The sequence below is a fragment of the Caballeronia temeraria genome, from assembly GCF_001544795.2.
Taxonomy (GTDB): Bacteria; Pseudomonadota; Gammaproteobacteria; order Burkholderiales; family Burkholderiaceae; genus Caballeronia; species Caballeronia temeraria.
This window is the reverse complement of sequence record NZ_FCOI02000041.1, coordinates 1-17,894: the sequence shown is the minus strand read 5'-3', so window position 1 is coordinate 17,894 and position 17,894 is coordinate 1. Positions and strand designations below refer to the sequence as shown.

17 protein-coding genes and 1 tRNA gene are annotated in these 17,894 nt (G+C 62.6%); 11 read left to right on the top strand and 7 right to left on the bottom strand.

Annotated features, from left to right (window positions below; genetic code table 11):
- Window positions 1-65: 65 nt before the first annotated feature.
- The 3 genes from AWB76_RS34035 to AWB76_RS34025 form a co-directional block, all read right to left on the bottom strand.
- On the bottom strand, window positions 66-1,352 hold the full coding sequence (locus AWB76_RS34035) for an HlyC/CorC family transporter (RefSeq protein ID WP_061164493.1): 1,287 nt from the start codon (window positions 1,350-1,352) through the stop codon (window positions 66-68).
- 145 nt (window positions 1,353-1,497) lie between these two features.
- A tRNA-Pro gene (locus AWB76_RS34030) sits at window positions 1,498-1,574 on the bottom strand.
- Between the two features lie 39 nt (window positions 1,575-1,613).
- Window positions 1,614-2,606, bottom strand: coding sequence for a polyprenyl synthetase family protein (locus AWB76_RS34025; protein WP_061164492.1), 993 nt, complete (start codon window positions 2,604-2,606; stop codon window positions 1,614-1,616).
- Here AWB76_RS34025 and AWB76_RS41275 point away from each other — a divergent pair.
- The 5 genes from AWB76_RS41275 (at window position 2,542) to proB (ending at window position 5,835) form a co-directional block, all read left to right on the top strand.
- A complete protein-coding gene (locus AWB76_RS41275; RefSeq protein WP_167357800.1) occupies window positions 2,542-2,784 on the top strand; it encodes a hypothetical protein in 243 nt (80 codons plus the stop codon). The genes AWB76_RS34025 and AWB76_RS41275 overlap by 65 nt on opposite strands.
- Window positions 2,785-2,862: 78 nt before the next feature.
- Window positions 2,863-3,174, top strand: a complete 312-nt coding sequence (gene rplU, locus AWB76_RS34020) for a 50S ribosomal protein L21 (RefSeq protein WP_014192315.1) — start codon at window positions 2,863-2,865, stop codon at window positions 3,172-3,174.
- 25 nt (window positions 3,175-3,199) lie between these two features.
- Entirely contained in the window at window positions 3,200-3,460 is a 261-nt protein-coding gene (gene rpmA, locus AWB76_RS34015) for a 50S ribosomal protein L27 (RefSeq protein WP_008342952.1), read from the top strand.
- 144 nt (window positions 3,461-3,604) lie between these two features.
- Window positions 3,605-4,690, top strand: a complete 1,086-nt coding sequence (cgtA, locus tag AWB76_RS34010; protein ID WP_061164491.1) for an Obg family GTPase CgtA — start codon at window positions 3,605-3,607, stop codon at window positions 4,688-4,690.
- A 26-nt stretch (window positions 4,691-4,716) separates the two neighbouring features.
- Window positions 4,717-5,835, top strand: a complete 1,119-nt coding sequence (proB, locus tag AWB76_RS34005) for a glutamate 5-kinase (RefSeq protein WP_061164490.1) — start codon at window positions 4,717-4,719, stop codon at window positions 5,833-5,835.
- A 67-nt stretch (window positions 5,836-5,902) separates the two neighbouring features.
- On the opposite strand, the gene AWB76_RS34000 is transcribed toward proB, so the two are convergent.
- A complete protein-coding gene (locus tag AWB76_RS34000; protein WP_061164525.1) occupies window positions 5,903-6,466 on the bottom strand; it encodes a CNP1-like family protein in 564 nt (187 codons plus the stop codon).
- Window positions 6,467-6,616: 150 nt separating this feature from the next.
- Window positions 6,617-7,261 (bottom strand): RNA pyrophosphohydrolase, encoded by a 645-nt coding sequence (locus AWB76_RS33995; protein WP_061164489.1) that lies wholly within the window; start codon window positions 7,259-7,261, stop codon window positions 6,617-6,619.
- Window positions 7,262-7,507: 246 nt separating this feature from the next.
- On the opposite strand from AWB76_RS33995, the gene AWB76_RS33990 reads away from it, so the two are divergent.
- Window positions 7,508-9,244 carry a proline--tRNA ligase gene (locus tag AWB76_RS33990; RefSeq protein WP_061164488.1) on the top strand — a complete coding sequence of 579 codons (1,737 nt, stop codon included), beginning with the start codon at window positions 7,508-7,510 and terminating at the stop codon, window positions 9,242-9,244.
- Window positions 9,244-9,843, top strand: a complete 600-nt coding sequence (locus AWB76_RS33985) for a MarC family protein (RefSeq protein WP_061164487.1) — start codon at window positions 9,244-9,246, stop codon at window positions 9,841-9,843. The genes AWB76_RS33990 and AWB76_RS33985 overlap by 1 nt, the downstream gene beginning before the upstream one ends.
- A 46-nt stretch (window positions 9,844-9,889) precedes the next feature.
- On the opposite strand, the gene AWB76_RS33980 is transcribed toward AWB76_RS33985, so the two are convergent.
- Window positions 9,890-10,441: a hypoxanthine-guanine phosphoribosyltransferase gene (locus AWB76_RS33980; protein WP_008342939.1), complete on the bottom strand. Its 552-nt coding sequence runs from the start codon at window positions 10,439-10,441 to the stop codon at window positions 9,890-9,892.
- Between the two features lie 123 nt (window positions 10,442-10,564).
- Window positions 10,565-11,932 carry a signal recognition particle protein gene (gene ffh / locus AWB76_RS33975; protein ID WP_061164486.1) on the bottom strand — a complete coding sequence of 456 codons (1,368 nt, stop codon included), beginning with the start codon at window positions 11,930-11,932 and terminating at the stop codon, window positions 10,565-10,567.
- Window positions 11,933-12,040: 108 nt separating this feature from the next.
- Between ffh and AWB76_RS33970 the strand changes: the two genes are divergently transcribed.
- The 4 genes from AWB76_RS33970 to AWB76_RS33955 all read left to right on the top strand — a co-directional run bounded on the left by AWB76_RS33970 (window position 12,041) and on the right by AWB76_RS33955 (window position 17,488).
- Entirely contained in the window at window positions 12,041-12,949 is a 909-nt protein-coding gene (locus AWB76_RS33970; RefSeq protein WP_061164485.1) for a cytochrome C assembly family protein, read from the top strand.
- Between the two features lie 28 nt (window positions 12,950-12,977).
- On the top strand, window positions 12,978-13,313 hold the full coding sequence (locus AWB76_RS33965; RefSeq protein ID WP_061164524.1) for a PP0621 family protein: 336 nt from the start codon (window positions 12,978-12,980) through the stop codon (window positions 13,311-13,313).
- Window positions 13,310-13,912: a 1,6-anhydro-N-acetylmuramyl-L-alanine amidase AmpD gene (gene ampD / locus AWB76_RS33960; protein WP_061164484.1), complete on the top strand. Its 603-nt coding sequence runs from the start codon at window positions 13,310-13,312 to the stop codon at window positions 13,910-13,912. Before AWB76_RS33965 ends, ampD begins: the two co-directional genes overlap by 4 nt.
- Before the next feature lie 573 nt (window positions 13,913-14,485).
- On the top strand, window positions 14,486-17,488 hold the full coding sequence (locus AWB76_RS33955) for a ribonucleoside-diphosphate reductase subunit alpha (RefSeq protein ID WP_061164483.1): 3,003 nt from the start codon (window positions 14,486-14,488) through the stop codon (window positions 17,486-17,488).
- Window positions 17,489-17,894: the final 406 nt, after the last annotated feature.

Sequence of the window (17,894 nt, the reverse complement as noted above, 5' to 3'; positions counted from 1 at the left end):
GCGGTCGGAGTCGAGATGATCCGATCATCCCGCTCGCGGCGCCCGGCGCACAGTCGTCCGAATGGCTAACGCGCGTGTTTTGCGGTTTCGAGCGGACGGAAGATCTTGACGGTGCGGATCGCCTGATCGTCGCTGCGCATGACTTCGAAGGTCACGCCCGCGATCTGCACCGAGACGTCGCCGTCCGGAATATCTTCGAGCGTTTCGAGAATCAGGCCGTTGAGCGTTTTCGGGCCGTCCGTCGGCAGCGACAGATGCAGCCAGCGGTTCAGTTCACGCAGCGGCATGCTGCCCGCCACGATGCACTCGCCGTTCTCGTCCCAGCCGCCGCGCGAGCCGGCCCCGCGCGGAATCGTCGTCGTGAACTCGCCGATCAGTTCTTCGATGATGTCCTCCGGCGTGACGAGTCCCTGCAATTCGCCGTACTCGTCGACGACGATCGCAATGCGGTGGCCGCTTTCCTGAAAGAACTGCAACTGCTGGAAAACAGGCGTGCCGGCGGGTACGAAATAAGGCTCGGTGAGCAGTTGGCGCAGCGTGTCGCGCTCGAGTTCCTGGTTATGCAGCGCCGAGAGCGTCTTGCGCACGTGCAGCACGCCGAGCACGCGATCGATGTCGCCCTGAAACACGACGAGCTTATTGTGATAGCACGTCTCGAGCTGATGCAGGATCTGGTCGAAGGGCGCGTCGAAATCGAGCGCTTCGATGCGCCGGCGCGGAATCATCACGTCGTCGACGGTGATGTTTTCCAGATCGAACAGATTGAGCAGGATGCTGCGGTGCTTGGTCGGCATGAAGCTGCCGGTTTCCAGCACGATGGTGCGCAGTTCTTCGGGCGAAATCCGCTGATCGCGCTTGGTTCGGGTGTTGATGTGCAGCGCGGCGAGAATCGCGTTGGCGAACAGATTGACGAACCAGATGAGCGGCCGCGCGATGCGCATGAGCGGCGCGAGCACGAGGCTCGCCGGCAGCGCCACTTTCTCGGGATACGTCGCGCCGACGATCTTCGGCGCGATTTCCGCGAACACGATGATCAGAAACGCGATGACGCCCGTTGTGACCGACAGGACGAGATTGTTATGGCCGAACGTGCGCAGCGCGATCGATGTCGTCAGCACCGGGATGATCGTGTTGATCAGGTTGTTGCCAATCAGGATGACGGAGAGAAGCTGATCGGTTTTCGCGAGCAGCGCTTGCGTCGTGCGGGCGCGTAGCGATCCCTGGCTCGCCAGATATTTCAGCCGATGGCGATTGAGCGCCATCATCGACGTTTCGGAGATCGAGAAGAAACCGGAAAGGAAGAGAAGCAGAAAAATGGCGCAAATTTGCGCCCATAAGGGAAGGTTGTCCACGCGGTGATCGAGTAGGGGCGGAGATGGGAGGCAATATAGCAGACGGGCCGGCAAAGCCCGCCCTCGGCCGTTCGGCCAGCGTACGCGGTTTTGTTGCCGGAAATAAAAAAACCCGCATGGCGGACCATGCGGGTTTTTGCAATTCTGGTCGGGGTGAGAGGATTCGAACCTCCGGCCTCTACGTCCCGAACGTAGCGCTCTACCAGGCTAAGCTACACCCCGAATTGACCAACTTGGACTCTTACGCTGCTTCAGTCTCGTTCAAGACTGCCGTGACGTCGAGTAAGAACATAATTCTAGCAGGCTCTCTTTGTAGATGGAAGAGGGAAATGAAGAAATCGCATTTGCCGCTGCCTGAGCTTCCTTGCGCGCGCACTCCAGCGTGTGATCGAGCGCGCCCGAAGTGGTGATCGCGCGGAAGATCGTGTCGAAACGATCCGTGCCGCCCTGTTCGATCACTTCGCGCGCGAGCGCCGCCTGTTCCGGCGTGCCGTGCTCCATCAGATAGATGAGCGGCAACGTGGGCTTGCCTTCGCGCAGGTCGTCGCCGGCGTTCTTGCCCATCGATTCCGGCGTGCCGGTGTAGTCGAGCCAGTCGTCCATGATCTGGAACGCCGTGCCGATGCGCCGGCCGAACTCCGCCGCCGCCGCTTCGGTGCGCGCATCCGCGCCCGAAAGCACCGCGCCGAGCTGCGCCGCTGCTTCGAACAGCTTCGCCGTCTTGTAGCGGATCACCTGCATATAGCGGGCTTCGTCCACGTCCGGGTCGTGCATGTTGAGCAACTGCAGGACTTCGCCTTCGGAGATGATGTTGGTCGCGACCGACAAAATCTCCATCACGCGCATCTTGCCGACGCTCACCATCATCTCGAACGAGCGCGAGTAGAGGAAGTCGCCGACCAGCACGCTCGCCGCGTTGCCGAAGAGCGCATTGGCGGTCTTACGGCCGCGGCGCAGATCGGATTCGTCGACGACGTCGTCGTGCAGCAGCGTTGCCGTGTGGATGAACTCCACCACGGCCGCGAGTTCATGGCGATGTCCGGTCGTGTCGCCCAGCGCGCCGGAGACGAGCAGCAGCAGCGCCGGACGCAGCCGCTTGCCGCCCGCGCCGATGATGTACTCCGAGATCTGGTTGATCAGCATCACTTCTGATGCCAGGCGCTGCCGGATGACGCGATTGACCTGCTGCATGTCCTCGGCGATCGGGGCGAGCAGCGCGGCGGCGTTTGGGGAGGAAGTGGCGGTGGACGACATGATCGGCAAAAAAGGTAATCCGGCGGATTATAAGGCGAATCCGACAGACGCCGGTGCTCGGGTGTTTCGATTCGTGCGACGTCGGCGAAATTCAGCCACGATTCGCTTCGTTTTCGCCGAGGTTCGGGGCGGGATCGCGTGCGGCGCCGTCCGTGCGCGCATCGTCACGGCGCTTTGACGTCGCGCGTAACTCTATGTATAATCGCGTGTTTTCCCCGCGTGGTGCGTGGAAAAAGAATTTTGAGTGAGGTTCTCAATGTACGCGGTCATAAAAACCGGCGGCAAGCAGTACAAAGTTGCCGTTGGCGAAAAACTTAAAGTAGAACAGATACCGGCAGACATTGACGCTGAAATCACGCTCGACCAGGTTCTCGCAGTGGGCGAAGGCGAATCGATTAAGTTCGGTACGCCGCTGGTCAGTGGGGCTTCCGTCAAGGCTACCGTCGTGTCCCAAGGTCGTCACAAGAAAGTGACCATCTTCAAGATGCGTCGCCGGAAGCACTACCAAAAGCACGCTGGCCATCGCCAGAACTACACCGAACTGCGCATCGACGCGATCAACGCGTAAGCGCATCGGTTAAGGAGCTAAGCAAATGGCACACAAAAAAGCAGGCGGGTCTTCCCGCAACGGCCGCGACTCCGAGAGCAAACGCCTCGGCGTGAAGGTGTACGGCGGCCAGGCAATCAACGCAGGCGGCATCATCGTTCGTCAGCGCGGCACGCGTATGCATCCGGGTGAGAATGTCGGCATCGGCAAGGATCACACCCTGTTCGCGCTGGCCGACGGTCACGTCAAGTTCGTGACCAAGGGCGCTGCGAAGAAGCACACGGTCGTCGTCGTCCCGGCAGCGTAAATTTTACGCACGGGCTTCAGGACCGAAAAAAGGCCCCGCGAAGTTCGCGGGGCCTTTTCATTTGGTGCGGTCGAAAATTGGTTATGAGTGACCGCATTAGCCGGTCACGGCAAAATAGAGCGAATACACGGGACGGAGCAACGCATGAAGTTCATTGACGAAGCGAGGATTGAAGTCATCGCCGGCGACGGAGGAGATGGCAGCGCGTCGATGCGCCGCGAAAAGTTCGTCCCGTTCGGCGGACCGGACGGCGGCGACGGCGGGCGCGGCGGCAGCGTCTACGCGGTCGGCGACCGCAACATCAACACGCTGATCGACTACCGGTTCTCCAAGAAGCATCAGGCGCGCAATGGCGAAAACGGCCGCGGCGCGGATTGCTACGGCAAGGGCGGCGACGACATCACGTTGCGCATGCCGGTCGGCACGATCATTTCGGATCAGGAAACGGGCGAGATCATCGCCGACCTGACCGAGCACAATCAGCAAGTCCTGATCGCGCAGGGCGGTGCGGGCGGCCTCGGCAACCTGCATTTCAAGTCGAGCACGAACCGCGCGCCGCGTCAGAAAACCGACGGCAAGCCGGGCGAGCGCCGCATGCTCAGGCTCGAACTGAAAGTGCTCGCGGACGTCGGCCTGCTCGGTATGCCGAACGCGGGCAAGTCCACGTTCATTTCGTCGGTGTCGAATGCGCGGCCGAAGATCGCGGATTATCCGTTCACGACGCTGGCGCCGAATCTCGGCGTGGTGCGCGTCGGGCCGAGCAAGAGCTTCGTGATCGCGGACATTCCGGGTCTCATCGAAGGCGCGGCGGAAGGCGCGGGGCTTGGGCATCGGTTCCTGCGTCACTTGCAGCGCACGGGTGTGCTGCTGCATCTCGTCGACATGGCGCCGTTCGATGAAAATGTCGATCCGGTCGCGGAAGCGAAAGCTATCGTCAACGAATTGCGCAAGTACGACGAGTCGCTGTACGAGAAGCCGCGCTGGCTCGTGCTGAACAAGCTCGACATGGTGCCGGAAGACGAACGCGAAGCGCGCATCGCCGATTTCGTCGAGCGTTTCGAGTGGGACGGTCCCGTCTACGAGATTTCGGCGCTGACGGGCCAGGGCTGCGAAGCGCTCACGTACGCGATCTACGACTACATCTCGCAGCATTCGGACGCGTCGCGCGCGGCGGAAGCGGAAGATCTCGCCGCCGACGTGCGTTTCCGCGACGGCGAAGCGAAGGAATAAAAGCAACCACGAGGAGAAAGCGCACGATGCGTTCGGTCATCGCCGCTGCGAAGCGAATCGTAGTGAAAGTAGGGTCCAGCCTCGTCACCAACGACGGGCGCGGACTCGACCATGCGGCCATCTCGCGCTGGGCGTCGCAGATCGCGGCGCTGCGCGAGCAGGGCAAGGAAGTCGTGCTCGTGAGCTCGGGCGCGATCGCGGAAGGCATTCACCGGCTCGGCTGGACGAAGCGGCCGCGTGAGATCGACGAATTGCAGGCTGCGGCCGCAGTCGGCCAGATGGGTCTCGCGCAGGTCTACGAAAGCAGCTTCGGCGCGCACGGCATCCGCACCGCGCAGATTCTGCTCACGCACGCCGACCTCGCCGATCGCGAGCGCTATCTGAACGCGCGCTCGACGCTGCTCACGCTGCTGCGCCTGGGCGCGGTGCCGATCATCAACGAGAACGACACAGTCATCACCGACGAAATCAAGTTCGGCGACAACGACACGCTCGGCGCGCTCGTCGCGAATCTGATTGAAGGCGATGCGCTCGTCATCCTCACCGATCAGCGCGGCCTCTTTACCGCCGATCCGCGCAAGGACCCGAACGCGACGCTCGTCGAGCAGGCCGATGCCGGCACGCCCGAACTTGAGCAGATGGCAGGCGGCGCGGGTTCGAGCCTCGGCCGCGGCGGCATGCTGACCAAGATTCTCGCGGCGAAGCGCGCGGCGCACAGCGGCGCGAACACGGTGATCGCGAGCGGGCGCGAAGCCGATGTGCTCACGCGCCTCGCATCGGGCGAACTGATCGGCACGCAGCTCATCGCGCGCACGGCACGCATGGCGGCGCGCAAGCAGTGGATGGCGGATCACTTGCAGGTCCGCGGGCATGTCGTCATCGACAAGGGCGCGGTCAACAAGCTCACCGCCGACGGCAAGAGCCTTCTGCCGATCGGCGTGATCGACGTGAAGGGCGCGTTCGATCGCGGCGAAGTGATCGCGTGCGTCGACGATCAGGGGCAGGAAGTCGCGCGCGGCATCACGAACTACAGCAGTTCGGAGGCGCGGCTGATTCATCGGCGGCCGAGCGGCGAGATCGAATCGGTGCTCGGTTACATGCTGGAGCCGGAGTTGATCCATCGCGACAATCTGGTGCTCGTCTGAGCCGAAACGCAAAAGCAAACGCCCTTCATTCGAAGGGCGTTCTCACTTTGAAGCGCGGCGCAATCAATCAGCGCAGATTGATCGAGCTTTGCGTGCGCTTGTATTCCATGTTGTTGACGATCTGCTTCGCGGTACCTACAACCAGCTTGCTCGTGCAGAAGTAATCCTGATACAGCGCCGCCTGATACGCGTTCAGCTCGCCGTTCTCGATGCGCTTGAAGTCGAACGCGGAACCCTGATCCCAGCCGTTCTGATCGTCGTTGATGCTCGCGTAGCGGCGCCATTCGTAGGTGTCGCAACGAATGCCTTCATAGTTGACGTTGCGCGCACCCGCCGGACTCGTCGCGACGATCACATAACGCACGACGCCATCGTTGCCGACGGTGAGCGACGTCTTGTCGACGGCGAACGTGAGCGGCGTGTTCTGCGACACGTTGAACGCGATCAGATTCGACGCCTGCGGCAGTGGCGGCATCGTGTCGATCTTGTCCTCGGCCCAGGTCGTCTTGCGGTCGAGCAGATAGGTGAACACGCCGTCGTCCTGAGTGGACGGGGTCTTGTTGCTGGAGCAGCCGGCGAGCACGGCAAGCGCTGCCGCGGATGCCGCGATTACCGCGAGTGAGGCATTCACTTTCAATTGGGTCTTCCCGGAAACATGCGCGCGGAACGCAAAGCGCCCGCCCGGCGGAACAAAGCGCGATGGCACGGCGAGAAGTTCGCCGTGCCATCGATCGCAATCGAATTGAGTGTCAACGTAGTCGAAGGGCTGCGGTGCTCAGTCTCACGATGAGCGGTGCACGATCACATGCACTTCTTCGGTGACCGTGCATTCTGCCTGAACTGCCGCGCCGGATGCAGTAACGGCAGGCGCTTCGATGGTCATCGTCTGGACGACGCGTGGATAGCGCGGCCCGTGATGCGCGGCTCGCTCGCCGCGTTCACCGCGGGAGTTGGTACGCCGCAGGAAGCGGGACAGCTCGGTGAGAGCCATTTGATAAACGTCGCGCTTGAACTCGATGACCGCATCCAGCGGTACCCAATACTCGTTCCAGCGCCAGGCATCGAATTCCGGATGGTCCGTCGCGCGCAGGCAGATGTCGCAATCGCGGCCCACCATGCGCAGCAGAAACCAGATCTGTTTCTGACCGCGATAATGTCCGCGCACCTCGCGCTTGATGAACTTGTCCGGCACCTCATAACGCAGCCAGTCGCGCGTGCGACCGACAACTTTCACATGCTCCGGTAACAGGCCGGTTTCTTCGTGTAACTCCCGATACATCGCTTGCACAGGGGTCTCACCGTATTTGATGCCCCCTTGCGGAAACTGCCAGGAATGTTCACGCAGCCGCTTGCCCCAAAACACTTCGTTGCGCGCGTTCAAGAGGATGATGCCGACGTTCGGGCGAAAGCCTTCACGATCCAGCATACAGCCACCTTCAAATCCTTTAAAATTGCTTTGATTATAAACAGTTAACGGACCCCGCGCACCGGGCCGAACCCGAATTCGGGGCGCGTTTCCCGGGCAGGGTGCAAGACGCTTTGCCAGCGTTCCCGGAAGACGGCAAAATCTTCTTCTTTGCAAAGCCGTCGGCCGTTTCCGTCGTTCACCCTCGTTTCGCCTGCTCTGGCGCCACACTGGCTCCGAAGCGTGCGCCGCATTTGGAAAATTTGAATGAAAGCATCCCGTTTCTTCATCGGCACCCTGAAAGAAGCTCCCGCCGACGCCGAGATCGTCAGTCACAAGCTGATGATGCGTGCCGGCATGATCCGCCGCGTCGCGGGCGGCATCTACGATTACATGCCGATCGGCTTGCGCTCGGTGCGCAAGGTCGAAGCCATCGTGCGTGAAGAGATGAATCGCGCGGGCGCGCTCGAATTGCTGATGCCCGCCGTGCAGCCCGCCGAACTGTGGCAGGAGTCGGGCCGCTGGGAGCAATACGGCCCCGAACTGCTGCGCTTCAAGGATCGCCACGAGCGCGATTTCGTGATGGGCCCGACGCACGAGGAAGTCGTTACCGACATCGCGCGTCGCGAGATCAAGAGCTATCGCCAGTTGCCGGTGAACTTCTATCAGATTCAAACGAAGTTCCGCGACGAAATCCGTCCGCGCTTCGGCGTGATGCGCGGCCGCGAGTTCATCATGAAGGACGCGTACTCGTTCGACAAAGATTTCGACGGCCTCGCCGAGTCGTATCGCAAGATGTACGAAGCCTATGTGCGCATCTTCACGCGCATCGGTCTGGAGTTCCGCGCGGTCGCGGCGGACAACGGTTCGATCGGCGGCAGCGGCTCGCATGAATTCCACGTGATCGCCGACACGGGCGAGGACGACATCGCGTATTGCCCGAGCTCGGAGTTCGCGGCGAACGTCGAAGCCGCCGATGCGCTGCCGCTCATCGCGCAACGCGCCGCGCCGGCCGAGGAGCTGAAAAAGACGCCGACGCCCGGCGCCGCGAAGTGCGAGGCGGTTGCGCAACTGCTGAACATTCCGCTCGAAAAGACCATCAAGTCGATCGTTCTGGCCACCGAGAACGAAGGCGCCGAGCCGACCATCTGGTTGCTGATGCTGCGCGGCGATCACTCGCTCAACGACATCAAGACCGGCAAGCTGCCGGGCCTCAAGGGTTACCGTTTCGCGACGGAAGCGGAGATCATCGAATGGTTCGGCACGCCGCCGGGCTATCTCGGACCGCTGAACACGAAGAAGCCGGTGCGCGTGATCGCGGATCGCACGGTCGCGAACATGAGCGACTTCGTCGTCGGCACGAACGAGGTGGACTACCACACGACCGGCGTGAACTGGGGCCGCGATCTGCCCGAGCCGGAAGTGGCGGACATCCGCAATGTCGTCGCGGGCGACCCGTCGCCGGACGGCCGTGGCACGCTGGAAATCTGCCGTGGTATCGAAGTGGGCCACGTGTTCCAGCTCGGCACCAAGTATTCCGATTCAATGGGCGCAACTTTCCTCGACGAAAACGGCAAGCCCGCGCCGATGCAGATGGGCTGCTACGGCATCGGCGTGACGCGCGTGCTGGGCGCGGCGATCGAACAGAACTTCGATGACCGCGGCATCATCTGGCCGGAAGCCATCGCGCCGTTCGAAGTCGTGATTTGCCCGATGGGCTACGACCGCAGCGACGCCGTGCGCGAGCAGGCCGACAAGCTGTACGCCACGTTGCAGCAGGCGGGCATCGACGTGATTCTCGACGATCGCGGCGAGCGTCCCGGCGTGATGTTCGCGGACTGGGAGCTGATCGGCGTGCCGCATCGCATCGTGATCGGCGATCGCGGGTTGAAGGAAGGCAAGCTGGAATATCAGGGCCGCCGCGACGCCGAAGCCACGCTGCTGCCGGTCGATGAAGCGGCGGATGTCGTCGTCGGCAAAGTGCGGGCCGCGCTCGGGAAGTAATGCAGTACAACTTCCTGTCTGCGACGATCCTGCTGCTGCTGATCACCGATCCGCTCGGCAACATCCCAATCTTCATCAACGCGCTGCGTAGCGTCGCCAAGGAACGGCGGCGCGTCGTGGTGCTGCGCGAAGTGGCGATCGCGTTCGTCATCCTGCTGGTGTTCATGATGGCGGGCGACCGCTTCCTGCGCGCGATGAATCTCACGGATGTCTCGTTGCGCATCGCGGGCGGCATCGTGCTGTTTCTGATCGCGCTGCGCATGATCTTTCCGCATCCGGACGGCGCCATGGGCGGCGATTCGCGCGGCGGCGAACCGCTGATCGTGCCGCTTGCGATTCCGGCGCTGGCGGGGCCATCGGCGCTGGCCACGGTGATGCTGCTGACGTCGCAAGCGCCCGGCAAGATGTTCGAATGGATCGGCGCGCTCACGGTGACGATGATCGTGTGCGCGATCGTGCTGATCCTCGCCGAGAAGATTCAGCAGTGGCTCGGCGAGCGCGTGGTGACGGCGTTCGAGCGTTTGATGGGACTCGTGCTGGTCGCGATTTCCGTCGAGATGATGCTGACGGGCATACGCACTTTCGTGCATCAGCTATGAAAAAAGCGGCCTCGCGGGCCGCTTTTCTTTTGGCAGGGGCGTTCGATCACGCCCCTTCAGTCAACGCCCGAATCGTCGGCAAATTGCGCCAGTAGCCCTTCGCGTCCATCCCGCAGCCGAACACGTAGCGATCCGGCACCTCGAATCCGCAAAAATCCGGACGCAGCGGTTTCGCTTTCGGGATGATCTTCTCGCACAGCACCGCGGAGAGAAACGTCTTCGCGCCCATCGCCATGATGCGGTCGCGGATCGCGGCCATGGTCTCGCCTTCGTCGAGGATGTCGTCGAGCACGAGCACCACGCGATCCTTCACCGATTCCGCCGGCGCCACGCGCCATTGCATCTCGCTGCCGCCCTTGATGGCGTTGCGATAGCGCGTCAGGTGGATGTAATCGAACTCGAGCGGGAAGTCGAGATGCGGCAGCAGCATGCCGGTGAACACGGCCGCGCCCCCCATGACCGAGAGGACGAGCGGGAAGTCGTCTTTCGTCGCCGCCTTGATGGCCGTGGCCATCTTGCCGATCGATGCGTTGACTTCGTCAGCCGTCACGATCTCTTCGGAGTGGCTGAAAATATGGAGGGCTTCTTCGCGATTCATAAGGGGAAGCGGGAAAGGCTGACTTCTCAGTGTGGAAAAAAACGGCGGCGTGCGCCATATGATAAACCCGCGTGTCTTGCGAGTCGGACGCCCGAAGAGCACGCGGGTTCAATAAAAGTGCGATCAGCGCATGCCGGGCAGCATGCCCTTCATGCCGCGCATCATTTTTTGCAGGTTGCCGCCTTTCAGCTTCTTCATCATGCCGCGCATCTGCTCGTACTGATTCAGCATGCGGTTCACCTCCTGCACGTGAACGCCCGCGCCCGCCGCGATGCGACGCTTGCGCGCGGCCTTGATGAGTTCGGGCTTCGCGCGTTCCTGCCGTGTCATCGAGTTGATGATGCCTTCCATGCGGCGCATCTGCTTTTCGGCGTTGTTCATGTCCGCGCCTTGCGCGGCCTGCTGAAACTGCGCGGGCAGCTTGTCCATGAGCGACGAGAGGCCGCCCATCTTCTTCATCTGCGAAAGCTGCGCCTTGAAGTCGTTCAGGTCGAAGTCGCCGCCTTTCTTGACCTTGTCGGCGAGCTTCTGCGCGGCTTGCGTGTCGACGCCGCGCTGCGCTTCCTCGACGAGCGCGAGAATGTCGCCCATGCCGAGAATCCGGTTCGCCATGCGATCCGGATGGAACACTTCGAGACCGTCGAGCTTTTCCGCAACGCCGACGAACTTGATCGGCTTGCCGGTGACGTGGCGCACGGAGAGCGCCGCACCGCCGCGCGAATCGCCGTCGAGCTTGGTGAGCACCACGCCGGTGAGCGGAAGCGCGTCGTTGAACGCCTTCGCGGTGTTGACCGCGTCCTGACCCAGCATGGCGTCGACGACGAAGAGCGTTTCAGCGGGCTTGAGCAGCGCGTGCAACTCGCTGATCTCGTTCATCATGGCTTCGTCGATACCGAGACGGCCGGCCGTATCGACGATCACGACGTCGTGATAGTGACGCTTCGCCCAGTCGATCGCCGCGCGCGCGATATCCGCGGGTTTCTGATCCGGCTCCGACGGGAAGAAGTCCGCGCCGACCTGCTCGGTCACCGTCTGCAACTGACGGATAGCGGCGGGGCGATACACGTCGACGGACACGGTGAGCACCTTCTTCTTGCTCTTCTCGCGCAGGAGCTTGGCGAGCTTACCCGTCGTCGTGGTTTTACCCGCGCCCTGCAGACCGGCCATCAGGATCACGGCGGGCGGCGCGACGGCGAGATTCAGCTCGGCGGCCTTGCCTTCGTAATCGCCGCCGATCACGGCGGTCAGTTCCTTCTGGACGACGCCGACGAGCGCCTGACCCGGTGACAGGCTCGACAACACTTCCTCGCCGAGCGCCTTCTCCTTCACCTTGGCGATGAACTCGCGCACGACCGGCAGCGCCACGTCGGCTTCGAGCAGCGCGAGACGCACTTCCCGCAACATCTCTTGCGTGTTGGCCTCGGTGAGCCGAGCCTCGCCGCGGAGCGTCTTGACGACGCGCGCCATCCGTTGTGTCAGGTTATCGAGCATAGGAAAGGTAGTGAATGCGGCCCTTTTTCAGCGCAAAACGATGTGCCGCCCCGCGCTGCCGCAAGGGAGAAAACGTCGTGATTCAAGGGCCTAGTGTAAACTTCGAACATGGATATTGTACTGTATGCCCTCACTGCGCTTCTCTACGGCGGACTCGCCGTAGCGGGCTGGCGCGCGCATCGCCACACGGCGGTGGAACCGGCGCTGGCCGGTGTGCCTTCGGGCATCGCGCCGCCGCCGGCGTCCAGAAAGTCGACGGGCATGGGCGGACTGGGCCGCGCTCTATTATTAGTGGCGCTGCTCGTGCACGGCGTGCTGCTGCACACGACTATCTTTCCCCAGAACGCGATGATTTTCGGCTTCGCGTTTGCGCTTTCCGCGATGTTCTGGCTCGGCGCGGGCATCTACTGGATCGAAAGCTTCTTCTTTCCGCTCGACGGCCTGCGCCTGCTCGTCCTGCCGCTCGCGTGCATCGCGTCGCTGCTGCCGCTCGTCTTCGGCGGCGTGCGCGTGCTGTCGTACTCCGCCGCGCCGATGTTCAAGCTGCACTTCCTGATCGCCAACATCGCGTACGGGCTTTTCGCGATCGCCGCGCTGCACGCCGTACTCATGCTGATGCTCGAACGCCGCCTGCAACGCATGCGCGGCATGGCCACGCGTCATACCGGCAACGGCTGGCTTGCGAGCTGGCTCGACACGCTGCCGCCGCTTCTGACCCTCGAAAAGCTGCTGTTCCGTCTGATCGCGGCAGGCTTCGTGCTCCTCACGCTCACGCTCGTGTCGGGCATCGCGTTCAACGAGCAACTGGTCGATCGCGCGCTGCGCTTCGATCACAAGACCGTGTTCGCCTTCGTCTCCTGGCTGATGTTCGGCGCGCTGCTCACCGCGCGTCGCATCTCCGGATGGCGAGGGCGCGCGGCGTTGCGCTGGGTGCTGGCGTCGTTCGCCGCGCTGTTGCTCGCGTATGTCGGCAGCCGCTTCGTGTTCGAAGTGTTGCTGCATCGCGCGGTCGTCTGAGCGCCTGAATGTATCGGCATTGAAATCGATGCGAAATTTTTTCTTTCTGATCGTCCTCTTCTTTCTGTGCCAGTGGCTTCTGAAGAAACTGCGCCGCGCGAACGAGCGCGCGCAGCAGGGCGAGGCGCAACCCGGCGGCGCGACCGCGGGCGGAGCGCAGCGCGCCCGCAATGGCAACGGCAACGGCAACGGCAACGGCGCCGCCACGAGCGCGCCGCAACTCGCCGATCCGCTCATCCGCTGCGCGCAATGCGGCGTGCACACGCCGCGCAGCGAATCGATCGTCGTCGCGGGCGAGCGCTTCTGCTGCGCCGATCACGCGCGTCACTTCGCGGCTCGTCCGACCGGCCGCGACGCACGATGAACACGCACGTCACCAGGCGAGCCGACCCGCACATCGACGCGCAAGGCTGGCTCTCGAACGCGACGCGCCTGCCGTCGCCGAACTTCGAGGCGCGTCCAGGCGACGCGGCGCCAACGCTCATCGTCGTGCACAACATCAGTCTGCCGCCCGACGATTTCACGACGAACGCCATCGCCGATTTCTTCCTCAACACGCTCGATCACGACGCGCATCCGTATTTCGATCAACTGCGCGGCATGCGCGTGTCGGCGCACTTCGTGATTCGTCGCGATGGCGCCGTCCAGCAGTTCGTTTCCTGCGATGAACGCGCGTGGCACGCGGGCGTTTCGTCGTTCTGCGGACGCGAGCGCTGCAACGATTTCTCGATCGGCATCGAGCTCGAAGGCAGCGATCGCGTGCCGTTCGAGGACGCGCAATACGACGCGCTCGCCGCGCTCGTGCGCATGATCGTGAAGCGTTATCCGATCGACGCGCTCGCCGGTCACTCCGACATCGCGCCCGGCCGCAAGACCGATCCCGGCCCGCACTTCGACTGGCTGCGCCTGCGTCACGACAGCGCGCTGCCGCCATCGTTCTTCCCGTTTCAGTCCAACATCTGAGCATTGCGTAAGGTCTTTCTCGTTGCGGCGCAGCAGCGTCACGCGCGAGGCCTTGCCGCGCTTTGCAGTAGCAAAAGTCAACCCCGCAACGGCGTCCATCGGGCAAATAAACCTTTTTGAGACTGCGAGGTTGTCCACTATACTTGGTGCCGAAAGACGGACTTTGCACTACATCTTGTGTTGTTGTGGCGGCGCCGCTCCACCGAGCAGGCGCCGCCCGCTTTCCGGCGTAGAAGAAGTTTGGCTGGCCCGGGGCGATGCGCGAGACGGTTTCTCTTTGCGAGGAGAGAGGCGTCGGGCACATCGAGCGCCAGCAAGCAGCACCGTGAAGAAGGCATGCAAGTGAGCGCGAGTTGCGTCGACCGATACCGCGCGCCAACGCGGGCACCGCATGAGACGCCAAGAACAATGCGGGCCGTAAGCGCCGCAATTCGTGTTTTCAGCCTGCTGTATTCACAGCCCGGCTTTACCGCCAAAACCCCGCGCGCGCTCCATGACGTTCTCGTGACACGCGCGGCATAAGTGATAAATCCGCGGACCATCCGCACCAATCGAACACCAGGAGTTTTGCACATGCAAACCACCGACAACGCCACGACTTCATTCGAAGGCGCATCCGCACAGCCGATGAGCGGTGCGCAGAACGTGGGCGCTCAGGCGCTCGCGCCGAACACGACGTTTGCCGACTACAAGGTCATCCGTCGCAACGGAAGCGTGGTGTCGTTCGAGCCGACGAAAATCGCGATCGCGGTGACGAAGGCGTTCATCGCAGTGAACGGCGGGCAGGGCGCGGCTTCGGCGCGTGTGCGCGAGCAGGTCGAGCAACTGACGCAAGCCGTCGTGCGCGCGCTCGTGCGCAGCCGTCCGCATGGCGGCACGTTCCATATCGAAGACATTCAGGATCAGGTCGAGCTCGCGCTGATGCGCGGCGGCGAGCATAACGTCGCGCGTGCGTACGTGCTGTATCGCGAGAAGCGCACGCAGCAGCGCACGCAGGAGCGCTCGGCCACGCAGAACGCGCAGGCGCACGAAGGCGCGATTAACGTGACGGACAACGGCGTCACGCGTCCGCTCGACATGGACGCGCTGAAGGCGCTGATCGTCTCGGCATGCGCGAATCTGGGCGATGCGGTGTCCGCCGAGCCGATCGTCGCGGAAACGGTGAAGAATCTGTACGACGGCGTGCCGATGTCGCAGGTCTACGACTCCGCCATCCTCGCCGCGCGCACGATGATCGAGAAAGACCCGGCGTACAGCCAGGTCACCGCGCGGATCCTGCTGCACACGATCCGCCGCGAAATTCTCGAAGACGAAGTGACGCAAGCCGAAATGGGCGAGCGCTACGCCGAATACTTCCCGCAGTTCATCAAGCGCGGCGTCGAAGCCGGCCTGCTCGATGACAAGCTGCAACAGTTCGACCTCAAGCGTCTGGGCGCTGCGCTCGATCAGAACCGCGATCTGCAATTTGGCTATCTTGGTCTGCAGACGCTGTACGACCGCTACTTCCTGCACGTCGAGGGCACGCGCATCGAGTTGCCGCAGGCATTCTTCATGCGTGTCGCGATGGGTCTGTCGCTCAACGAAATCGACCGCGAAGCGCGCGCCATCGAGTTCTACAACGTGCTGTCGTCGTTCGACTTCATGTCGTCGACGCCCACGCTCTTCAACTCGGGCACGCATCGCTCGCAATTGTCGTCGTGCTATCTGACGACGGTCGCCGACGATCTCGACGGCATCTACGAAGCGCTCAAGGAAAACGCGCTGCTCTCGAAGTTCGCGGGCGGCCTCGGCAACGACTGGACGCGCGTGCGTGCGCTCGGCTCGCACATCAAGGGCACGAACGGCAAGTCGCAAGGCGTGGTGCCGTTCCTGAAGGTCGTGAACGACACGGCTGTCGCGGTCAATCAGGGCGGCAAGCGCAAGGGCGCGGTGTGCGCGTACCTGGAATCGTGGCACCTCGACATCGAGGAATTCCTCGAGCTGCGCAAGAACACGGGCGATGACCGTCGCCGCACGCACGACATGAACACGGCGAACTGGATTCCCGATCTGTTCATGAAGCGCGTCGTCGAAGGCGGCGACTGGACGCTGTTCTCGCCGTCGACCTGCCCGGACCTGCACGATCTGTTCGGCGCGGACTTCGAAAAGGCCTACGTGGCTTACGAAGAGAAAGCCGCGCGTGGCGAGATCAAGCTGTTCAAGAAGCTGCCGGCGGCGCAACTGTGGCGCAAGATGCTCGGCATGCTGTTCGAAACGGGCCATCCGTGGATCACGTTCAAGGACCCGTGCAATGTGCGCTCGCCGCAGCAGCACGTGGGCGTGGTGCACTCGTCGAACCTGTGCACGGAAATCACGCTGAACACGAGCGAGACGGAAATCGCCGTCTGCAACCTCGGCTCGGTGAACCTCGTCGCGCACATGGTGAAGCAGGCCGACGGCTCGTACGCGCTGGATCACGACAAGCTCAAGCGCACGATCAGCGTCGCGATGCGCATGCTCGACAACGTCATCGACATCAACTACTACGCGGTGCCGAAGGCGCGTAACTCGAACCTGAAGCATCGTCCGGTGGGCATGGGCATCATGGGCTTCCAGGACTGCCTGCATCTGCTGCGCACGCCGTATGCGTCGGGCGAGGCGGTCGAGTTCGCGGATCGTTCGATGGAAGCCGTCTGCTACTACGCGTACTACGCGTCGACGGAACTCGCGGAAGAGCGCGGCCGTTACGCGACGTATCGCGGCTCGCTGTGGGATCGCGGCATTCTTCCGCAGGATTCGCTGAAGCTTCTGGCCGAGGCGCGCGGCGGTTATGTCGAAGTGGACACGTCGGAGAGCATGGACTGGGCGCAACTGCGTTCGCGCATCTCGACGTACGGCATGCGCAATTCGAACTGCGTGGCGATTGCGCCGACGGCGACGATCTCGAACATCATCGGCGTGTCGGCGTGTATCGAGCCGACGTTCCAGAACTTGTATGTGAAGTCGAATCTGTCGGGCGAATTCACGGTCGTCAACGACTACCTCGTGCGTGATCTGAAGGCGCGCGGGCTGTGGGACGAAGTGATGGTGTCGGATCTGAAGTACTTCGACGGCACGCTCTCGCGCATCGACCGCATTCCGGCCGATCTCCGCGCGATCTACGCGACGGCGTTCGAAGTCGATCCGAAGTGGCTCGTGGAAGCGGCGTCGCGCCGTCAGAAGTGGATCGATCAGGCGCAGTCGCTGAACATCTACATGGCGGGCGCGTCGGGCAAGAAGCTCGATGAGGTCTACAAGCTCGCGTGGATTCGCGGCCTCAAGACGACCTACTACCTCCGTACGATGGCGGCGACGCACGTCGAGAAGTCGACGGTTGCGCACGGTGCGCTGAATGCGGTGCCTTCTTCTTCCGGTGACGGCGGAGCGGGTGCGGCTGGCGGGTTTGGCGGCGGTGCTGCTTCGACGTCGGGCAATGGCGGGTTCAATGCCGCTGCTGCGACTTCGGTGGAGGCTGCCGCCGCGCCGGAAGCCGATGGCCCCGTGTGCATGATGCGTCCGGGTGATCCGGGGTTCGACGAGTGCGAAGCCTGTCAGTAAGTTTGGGCTGAGAGTCGGTCCGTGCGGACCGGTGCTGGTGCTTTCTTCTTCTTCGGGAAAGTGGTCGGTGCCGGTCCGTTTTTTGTTTTTGTTTTTGCTTTCGCTTTCGCTTTCGTGGAATCCTGAGTTCTTTGCGGTCTATTAGCACTGCCCCTGTGCGGGGCGGCAGTCACTTTCTTTGCTGCTGCAAAGAAAGTAACCAAAGAAAGCAGCTTTTCAGGCCCGCGGTCACACGTAGTTTGAGTAGTTCTCTCGTCCTCGGCGGCCCTCGCCTAAAGAGTGCCCTCGAAGGACCCACCGGGCTTGGCTCGCGCGCGGTCTGACAAGCTAGTCGTTTTAAGGCGCTGGACCAGCACGAAAGGGTTCCGGCACAGCGCTGCGCGCTGCCGCAGGGTATGCAAGGGAA